We start from the raw sequence: 8,091 nt of genomic DNA, 5'->3' as shown, positions 1-8,091 counted from the left end.
ATCCACACCGAACCCGGAAGGCCCTCACCTGTTCAAGATCCCTCAACCGAGACCTGGCTCACCTGTCCACAACCTCCCCGGGCAGAACAGCTAGGCGGCCGGGGTGAGGACGATCCTGCATGCTTTCGTCCGGCCTGCTGGACAACCGGGGAGGCAGGGGCGTGTCCCGGCGGGTGTGGGGCCGTGAGGGCCTCAGTCTTCCGCGTGAGCCAGCCACAGGTCGGGGCCGAAGACCTCGTACCTGATGTGCCGGGCGGGGATGCCGGCCCGGAGGAGCTGGGAGCGTATCGCCCGCATGAAGGGCACGGGGCCGCACAGATAGACATCGGCGTTCTCCGGCAGGCCCGGCGCGGCCAGGTCCATCAGGCCCGTGCGGGCACCGGGTTCGTCGGCGGCGTCCCTCTCGTACCAGAATCGGGCCCGGGCATCCGGCAGTTGGCCGACCAGTCGATGGGTTTCCGCGCGCAGGGCGTGGTCGGCCGGGGAGCGGTCGGCGTGGAGCACGTGCACCGGGCGAGTGTCGCCGCCGGCCGCGAGGTGTGCCAGCATGCCGGTCATGGGCGTGCAGCCGATGCCCGCCGAGATCAGCAGCAGCGGGGTGTCGGTGTCGTCGAGGACGACGTCGCCGAACGGGGCGGAGAGGGTGAGTTCGTCTCCTGTACGGACGCTGCCGTGCAGTTGGTTGGACACCTCGCCCTCCGGGGCCCCGGCCACGGCCTCCACTCGCTTGACGGTGATACGCCGCATCTGTTCGCCGGGGGCGTTCGACAGGCTGTACTGGCGGATCTGGTGGACGCCGTCGGGCATGCGGAGCCGGACGCTGACGTATTGTCCGGCGCGGGCGGGCGGTGCGGGCTCGCCGTCGGACGGTCGCAGCAGGAACGACACGACATCGCGTGTCTCCTCCCGTCGCTCCTCCTGCGAGGCGGCGAGCAGCACATGCCGGGCGTGCCCCTCGGCGGTGCGCCGGTGCAGGGTCACGTCCGGCGGGGCGTCGGCGAGGGCGGCGTCCAGTTCCTTGGCGGCGCGTTCCTCGTGCAGGAGCTCGGACGAGCCGGTGAGCAGCGGGTGATCGACCGTTTCGTGTGAAGGGCGACGCCAGGTCCGCACGGCCTCCAGTACGGCCTTGCGACGCCGCGCCTCCTCATAGGCGACGCGCACCGCCCTCGTGGGAGCGTCGGACACGCCGACGACAAGACAGGCGTAGACCACCCGCAGGGGCACGCCGTGCAAGGCGGCCTCGTCGGCGGCCCAGTCGAGGGCCCGCAGACTCGGTTCCGACCCGTCGACACCGACGACCAGGGGGAGGTCCACGGTCCTCACCCTCCGGTTCCGAGGTCGAAGACGATCCGGGCCTTGACCTGGCCGCGCAGCACCGCGTCGATGCACTCGTTGACCGCCGCGAGCGGCCGGGTCTCGCTGATGACCTTCGTCCGGCCCGCCGCGTGGAGCTGAAAGACCTCGGCGAGGTCCTGCCGGATGCCGACGATGGAACCGATCACCGAGGTGCCGTTGAGTACCGTGTCGAAGATCGGGAGCCGGACGGTGCCCTGCGCCGGCAGGGCCACCATGACGAGCTTCCCACCGCGCCGGAGGCCGGAGTTGACCGCTGCGGCGGCGCCCACGTCGCTCTCGCCCTCGCCGTGAACCCAGCGCCAGCCGCCTTCGCTGGAGGTAGGCCGGTGCCATGCCGGCCAGTGCGGCCGTCTCCTGCCGGCTGAGGCCGAGTTCCGTGCGCCGCTGGGTGATCCGACGTCCGAGGTCGCCCATCGGGCGCCCTTCGACGGCGTTCGACGAGGCCGGATCGGTCATGGTCCGTCACCCCTCTCCTTCGTCATGCCGCCCGGTAGGGGACGACTTCCTCGTGCTGCTCCTCACCCAGCACGACCTTGAGCGCCCCGGTGTCGGCGGCCCGGGCGAAGACGTCGTACGCCTCCTCCATGCGGCTCAGGGGGAAGGTGTGTGTGACCAACTGTCCGGTGGGCAGGCGGCCGGCGACCGCCATCCGGAGCAGGGTGGGCGTGGAATTGGTGTCCACCAGACCCGTGGTGATGGTGACATTCTTGATCCACAGGTCTTCCAGGTGCAGGGTCGCGGGCTTGCCGTGCACACCGACGTTGGCCACGTGTCCGCCGGGTCGCACCAGGCGGGTGCAGAGTTCGAAGGCCTCCGGGACACCGACCGCCTCGACGACCACGTCCGCGCCGAGCCCGTCGGTGAGGTCCGCGACCAGTTGCTCAGGGTCCTCCCGGGCATCGGCCACCGCGTCCGCACCGAGCTGCCGGGCCGCGTCCAGCCGCGCGGGGGCCAGATCCACGGTGACGATCCGTTCCGGTGCGAACAGCCGGGCCGTGGCGACGGCGGCGAGCCCGATGGGACCGGCGCCGACGACGGCGACGGTGTCACCGGGCCGGACGTGTCCGTTCAGCACCCCGACCTCGTAGGAAGTCGGAAAGATGTCGGCCAGCAGCACGGCGTCCTTGCCGGCCAGGGTGCTGGGCAGGGCATGCACGGAGAGGTCGGCGTGGGGCACGCGGACGTACTCGGCCTGGGTGCCGTCGATCAGGTGGCCGAGGATCCAGCCCCCGCCGCCCCGGCACTGGCCGTACCTGCTCTCGCGGCAGTAGCGGCAGCGGCCGCAGGCGGTGATGCAGGAGACCAGCACCCGGTCGCCCGGCCGCACCGTGCGCACGTCGTCGCCGACGTCGACGATTTCACCGACCGCCTCGTGCCCCAGCACCGTCCCCGGCCTCACCTCCGGAACGTCGCCCTTGAGAATGTGCAGATCCGTACCGCAGATGGTGACCGCGTCGACGCGCACGATCGCGTCGGTCGCCTCCTCGACAGCGGGGTCCGGGATGTCCTCCCAGGCGGACTGTCCGGGGCCGTGGAAAACGTAGGCCTTCATGGCGTTCCCACCTTCCTGGCGCGGGCGAGTCGACCGGATTTCACCGCACTTCCAGCTTGTACCGGATCGGTGTGACGCGCCTGTGCCGGTCGGCCCCACCGCCGACCGGCACAGGGGCGCATCCACGACGCGATGCCCCTGCCTCGCGCCGCGAGGGTCCCACCGGCCTCGCGGGCGGGACCGAACGGCCCTACCGCACGTCCCGGCCGCCCGGCTTTGCTCTGACCATGGCTGACATCTCCAGCAGGTCCGTCCTCCCGCAGCCGCCGGAGCGAAGGGCAGACGTCGCGACGCTGACCGGCGAGATCGACCTGTCCACGGCGCAGGCACTGAGAACGCGTCTCGACGCGCTGACGGGCGGCCCCGGCGTCGACCTGGTATTGGATCTGCGCCTGGTGTCCTTCATCGACTGCGCGGGACTGGGAGTGCTGTGCCGGGTGCGCAACCGCGTGTTGGCGCGGCGCGGGCGGCTGCGCCTGGTCAGCGACAGCCCGTCACTGCGGCGAGTTCTGCGGCTCCGAGGCCGAAGGGTCGAGCGGCCCGCTGCTGAACAACCACAGCGGGCGTTCGCTCAGTGTCTTGCGGTGGCGCCGCACGAAACGGCGGGCGTCCTTGTGCCAGCGGCCGGCGTACAAGCCTCCGCCGACCACCACGGCGTCGTACGACGCCACACCGGTCACGGAACGGGCCGGGAGAGCCTCGGCCCTCAGTCCGTCCCTGCGCAGAACCTCGGCGACGAACTCGGCGATCTCCGCAGTGGATCCGTTCGTCGTTCCGTACGCGACCAGCACGTTCTTCGTCATGACGGTCCGCCTCCTCTCACAATTCGCGCGCAGCCGGCCGTCGGCCGCGCCGTGCAGTGTCTGCTCGTCCGGCCGAGGACGTGTGTCGTCCGGACGCCAGGTGAGCCGGTCGAGGACCGAGACCACCCCGCCGAGCTGCCAGGTCATGGCGGCGAACCCCTTCTCGCTCCGGCGTTCCAGCCGGCCGGCGAGCATGACCACATCCCCGGTGACAAGACGTCGATGCTGCGCGACATCAGCCACAGGGCACCGGACCGTCGGCCCGCCCGGCAACGGCCAGGCCGACCGAGCCCAGCAGCAGTTCCGCGGTGCTCCCACGACCGCGGAGCCCAGGACGAGCGCGGAGGCCTTGCGTGCGGCGTCACGGAGTACGGGCACCGGCCCTGCGGGCACGACCTCGGTGCCGGTGACCACGACACTCCAGCCCGCGCGGGTGTGCCTGTCGAACTAGTCGGCCTCGAAGGCCACCACCGCTCCCGCGATGGCGCTCGCCAGCTCGGACGTCGCCGAGGTGCACAGCAGAACCGCCCCGTCGTCGGCCAGGCGGAAATTCACGGGGAGCACGGCAGGCAGTGCCTGCCGAATGAACACGATGCGCCCCACGGGCACCCCGGCCAGAAGGCGCAGGCACTCCTGCCGGTTCAGTTCACGGAATCCGTCGTTGGAGTACATCTGCCGTCTCGTCTCTCACCCGATGCTCCTGATAGTGCGTGTCCTCATCCTCGGGTGAGCGGCATGACCGAACCAGGGCCGATCGGTCCCCGCGTCACCGGCTACAGGTCCCGGCCGACGGAAGGAGCGGCTCATGACATCAGTGACGCCCGGTGCGTACCCCGCCTTGGTCCGCGCCTGCTCGTCGGCCTTCGTCGTCGCCGAAGCACAACGCCGGAGGTTCCTGACGAGCGCGGCGCCCGTCGTCGATCACCGAGCCGATTCCGAAGCCGAGCAGGGCCGCGGAGGAGGCCGGCGTGCCGGTGGTGAGGGCGACGACCACGCCGGCGATGCCTCGACCATCCGGCAGAAGACCAGACCGTCGCGGCTTCTGGCAGCGCCCCGGGGAAGGCGCCCGGGGTGCCCGGGACGGTTCCGCAGGGTGCCGGATGTCAAGATGGGGGCATGACTATCAAGGTTTTCTTTGACATCACCATCGACGACGTTCCCGCCGGCCGGATCAACATGAACCTGTTCGACGACGTCGCCCCCAAGACCGTGGAGAACTTCCGCGCGCTGGCGACCGGCGAGAAGGGCTTCGGCTACAAGGGCTCGTCCTTCCACCGCGTCATCCCGGAGTTCATGCTCCAGGGCGGTGACTTCACCCGCGGCGACGGCACGGGCGGCAAGAGCATCTACGGCGAGAAGTTCGCCGACGAGAACTTCACGCTCAAGCACACCAAGCCCGGCCAGCTCTCCATGGCCAACGCCGGCCCGAACACCAACGGCTCGCAGTTCTTCATCACCACGATCGTGACGTCGTGGCTCGACGGCAAGCACGTCGTCTTCGGTGAGGTCGCCGACGAGAGCAGCATGGAGCTCGTGCGGAAGATCGAGAGCTACGGCTCACGGTCCGGCCGTACCTCGGCCACCATCACCATCGCCGACTGCGGGACTCTCTGACCGCAAGAGGCCGTCTCCAGCCCGCTGTTCGGCCGTCCTGGCGTCGTGGGGATCGTTGAGCGTCTCGTGCGGGCTGGAACAGCGGCAGTTGTTCGAGCGGGTGGGTCACGCCCGCTCCCTCTGCGCCGCAGGGGCGGCGGCCGTCGTCGGTACAGGGACCGTGACGCCCTGGCGGCAAGCATCTTCGGGGCGCCCGCCGGGTTGCTCGTGACGGCTGTCGCCCCTTCGTTCTGGCCCTACGGGCCACAGCCCACCGGTGGTTCCCGGACCTGTCGCCCCGGTTCGGTAAGGGGAAGACGGTTAGAGACCGTCACCGGAGGTGGCCGGCGCACGGCACGTGGGAGACAATCCTGCGGGCCGTCCAGGCGGACGCCGATACCGAAGGCCGGATCCACCGAGCATGGTCAGCGTCGATTCCACGAGGCGCGCGCCCAGGGCGAATTGCTCGACGTCCACGACTACCACGGTCAACTCGCTCTCAACCCAGCCGGATCGATGGACGAGTTCCATGCCATCGTCCTGGAGGGCCGCCGGACGCTGCGGGTCCTCGACCGGAAGGGACCGTCCTGCTCGACCAAGCCGACGACAGCACCGGCGGTCGCCCCGAGGCGCAGCGCGGCGATCTGCGACAGGTCCTGCTCGGCTCCCTCCCGGCCGGCACCGTGCGGTAGGGGCAAGCAGCCGCAGCTCGCTGTCCGTGCCCGACGGCACCATGGCGGGTATGGCGGTCAAGTACGTGGCGGGCGGTTGTGAGGCCGTCCGCACGCCTCAGTCCTGGGCCGGCATCACGCGGGTCACCTTGCCCTTCACGTCGGCGCTCAGATAGCCGGTGACGTGTTCGTCGGCGAGATAGACGGCCAGTTCCAGCGGGGTACCGAACGTGTCGTCGGCAGGGCGGGCCAGGACGTAACGGGTGGTCGGCCGCTTCACGTTCAGGTCCTTCTCCGCCCGCTTCAGCAGGGAGGGAAGGACGTCCCAGTCGAAGGCGTTCAGGCTGAACGGGCGTTCGCCGCCGCTCAGCGAGCTGCTGATGATGCCCTTCTCGACGCCCCGTCCCGGGCGGTAGGTGTAGCTGTCGTACCGGGTGTCGCTTCCCTCGACCATGATGTCCGCGGACACGTAGCCCGGATAGACGGTGAGGTCGCACGCGCGGTCCGTGCCTGTTGCGGCTTCGATCTCCTTCACCGCCGTCCGGATGCCGTCCGGGGTGAGCAGATCGGTCTTCTCGCCGGTTTGGGACGCCGGCGCCGAACGGGACGCCTGCGGCGGTGTGGGCGTCGGGTCCTTCGCCCCGGTCGAGGCCGAACCGGGTTGGTCGGCTGACTTTCCGCCTTCGTTGTCGCCGCCGTCCGGTTGCAGGCTCCACACGAGGACTCCCGCCAGCACGGTCCCGATGACGGACGAGGCGATCGCGACACGGCTCTTCGCACGGCTGCCTCCTGGCGGCGGCGTCTGCCGTGTGGGGGTCGCCGGATACGAGGTAGGCCGTGTGGGGCCCGCCGGGTAGGGGGCCGGCGGGCCGAGAGGGCCGGGCACGGCGTCGCGCGGTCCCGCCGGTCCGAAGCCGGTCGGTGGCCCGAAGCCCGAAGCCGGTCCGAAGCCGGGCGGCACGGAAGGTGTGAGGGTCTGCCCCGGCGCGGGCGCCAGGTGGTACGAGGTGGTCGCACCCGCCCCGGCCGGAGCACCCGGCGCCGCGTTGCCGCCCTGCGCCGCGTTGCCGCCCTGCGCCGCGTCCGCGAGCATCCGGTCGGCGTTCTCCGCGTCCGGTCGTCCGGCCGGGTCTTTGACGAGCACGGCGTTCAGGAAGCCGGTCAGTGCTCCGGCCCGGAGGGGCGGCGGAAGCTCCTCGCTCAGGACAGCCGCCAGCGTCGCGAGGGTGGTTCCCCTGCGCAGCGGGTGATGCCCTTCGACCGCGACGTACAGCATCATCGCCAGCGACCACAGGTCGGAGCCCGGACCGCCGTCACCGCCGGAGATGCGCTCGGGTGCCATGTAGTCGGGCGTGCCGATGATGGACCCGGTCACGGTCAGGACGGTCGACTCCCTGATGGCCGCGATGCCGAAGTCGGTGAGGACGGGACGCCCGTCGGGCCGCATCAGGACGTTGGCGGGTTTCACGTCCCGGTGCTGGATGCCGACGTCGTGCGCGGCGCGCAGCGCGGCCAGCACTTCGCGGCCGAGCCGGGCGGCCTCGGCGGGCGCCAGTGGCCCCTTGTCCAGTCGGTCCTGGAGCGATCCGCCGGTCACCAGCTCCATGACGATCCAGGGGTAGGCGTGTTCCTCGCCGTCCACCACGTGGTGAATGGTCACCACGTTGGGATGGTCGACACGCGCGAGGGCCCGTGCCTCTCGCAACACCCGGGCCCGGAGCATCGCCGCGGCCTGCGGGTCGTACTCGGCAAGACCCGGATCGGACGGCCGTACCTCTTTGAGCGCCACGGCTCGGTCGAGGATGAGATCGCGAGCCCGCCACACCATGCCCATGCCGCCACCGCCGAGCCGCGCCTGCAGTTCGAAGCGCCCGTCTATGACCCGTCTGCCGGATTCCCCGTCGTTCATGGCCGGGAGCCTACGGGACGGCGGTGACACGGCCCCGCGCAGGTGAGTGGCTCCGAAGGCAGGGGGTGGCGCGGGCCATGCAGGACTGACCGGGCAGTGGCGTCTTGATGTGGTTCAGCCTTGTTCTGCCGCCGCGACTGCCCTACGCAGCGCTTGCAGGAAGAATTCGCCGTCGGCGTCGGCTCCCAGCGCGACATGGTGGGAGCC

The 8,091-nt window shown here is 70.7% G+C and carries 4 protein-coding genes and 6 pseudogenes; 4 read left to right on the top strand and 6 right to left on the bottom strand.

Features of this window, described 5'->3' with window-relative positions:
- Positions 1-192: 192 nt before the first annotated feature.
- The 3 genes and pseudogenes from ACIQHQ_RS29660 to ACIQHQ_RS29650 form a co-directional block, all read right to left on the bottom strand.
- Positions 193-1,314 (bottom strand): universal stress protein, encoded by a 1,122-nt coding sequence (locus ACIQHQ_RS29660; protein WP_402617446.1) that lies wholly within the window; start codon positions 1,312-1,314, stop codon positions 193-195.
- A gap of 5 nt (positions 1,315-1,319) precedes the next feature.
- Positions 1,320-1,619: pseudogene (locus ACIQHQ_RS29655) on the bottom strand (zinc-dependent alcohol dehydrogenase); the annotation flags it as partial.
- Positions 1,620-1,834: 215 nt separating this feature from the next.
- A complete protein-coding gene (locus ACIQHQ_RS29650; protein ID WP_402617443.1) occupies positions 1,835-2,908 on the bottom strand; it encodes a zinc-dependent alcohol dehydrogenase family protein in 1,074 nt (357 codons plus the stop codon).
- 227 nt (positions 2,909-3,135) lie between these two features.
- Between ACIQHQ_RS29650 and ACIQHQ_RS29645 the strand changes: the two are divergent.
- A pseudogene (locus ACIQHQ_RS29645) lies at positions 3,136-3,369 on the top strand (STAS domain-containing protein); the annotation flags it as partial.
- 39 nt (positions 3,370-3,408) lie between these two features.
- On the opposite strand, the pseudogene ACIQHQ_RS29640 reads toward ACIQHQ_RS29645, so the two are convergent.
- Together ACIQHQ_RS29640 and ACIQHQ_RS29635 are read right to left on the bottom strand one after the other, a co-directional pair.
- Positions 3,409-3,711, bottom strand: a pseudogene (locus ACIQHQ_RS29640) (flavodoxin domain-containing protein); the annotation flags it as partial.
- A gap of 363 nt (positions 3,712-4,074) precedes the next feature.
- Positions 4,075-4,383 (bottom strand): annotated as a pseudogene (locus ACIQHQ_RS29635) (pyridoxamine 5'-phosphate oxidase family protein); the annotation flags it as partial.
- Between the two features lie 444 nt (positions 4,384-4,827).
- Here ACIQHQ_RS29635 and ACIQHQ_RS29630 point away from each other — a divergent pair.
- The 3 genes and pseudogenes from ACIQHQ_RS29630 to ACIQHQ_RS29620 form a co-directional block, all read left to right on the top strand.
- The gene (locus tag ACIQHQ_RS29630; RefSeq protein ID WP_389971741.1) at positions 4,828-5,325 is read left to right on the top strand and encodes a peptidylprolyl isomerase; all 498 of its coding nucleotides are present in this window, start codon (positions 4,828-4,830) and stop codon (positions 5,323-5,325) included.
- A gap of 266 nt (positions 5,326-5,591) precedes the next feature.
- Positions 5,592-5,746 (top strand): annotated as a pseudogene (locus tag ACIQHQ_RS29625) (IS5/IS1182 family transposase); the annotation flags it as partial.
- Between the two features lie 2 nt (positions 5,747-5,748).
- Positions 5,749-5,993, top strand: a pseudogene (locus ACIQHQ_RS29620) (FAD-dependent monooxygenase); the annotation flags it as partial.
- 100 nt (positions 5,994-6,093) lie between these two features.
- Here ACIQHQ_RS29620 and ACIQHQ_RS29615 read toward each other — a convergent pair.
- Entirely contained in the window at positions 6,094-7,884 is a 1,791-nt protein-coding gene (locus ACIQHQ_RS29615) for a protein kinase (protein WP_402617441.1), read from the bottom strand.
- Positions 7,885-8,091: the final 207 nt, after the last annotated feature.

The sequence above is a fragment of the Streptomyces sp. NPDC092370 genome (assembly GCF_044755265.1).
Lineage (GTDB): Bacteria > Actinomycetota > Actinomycetes > Streptomycetales > Streptomycetaceae > Streptomyces.
The sequence above is the reverse complement of the archived record's forward strand: the minus strand, read 5'-3'. Positions and strand labels throughout refer to the sequence as shown.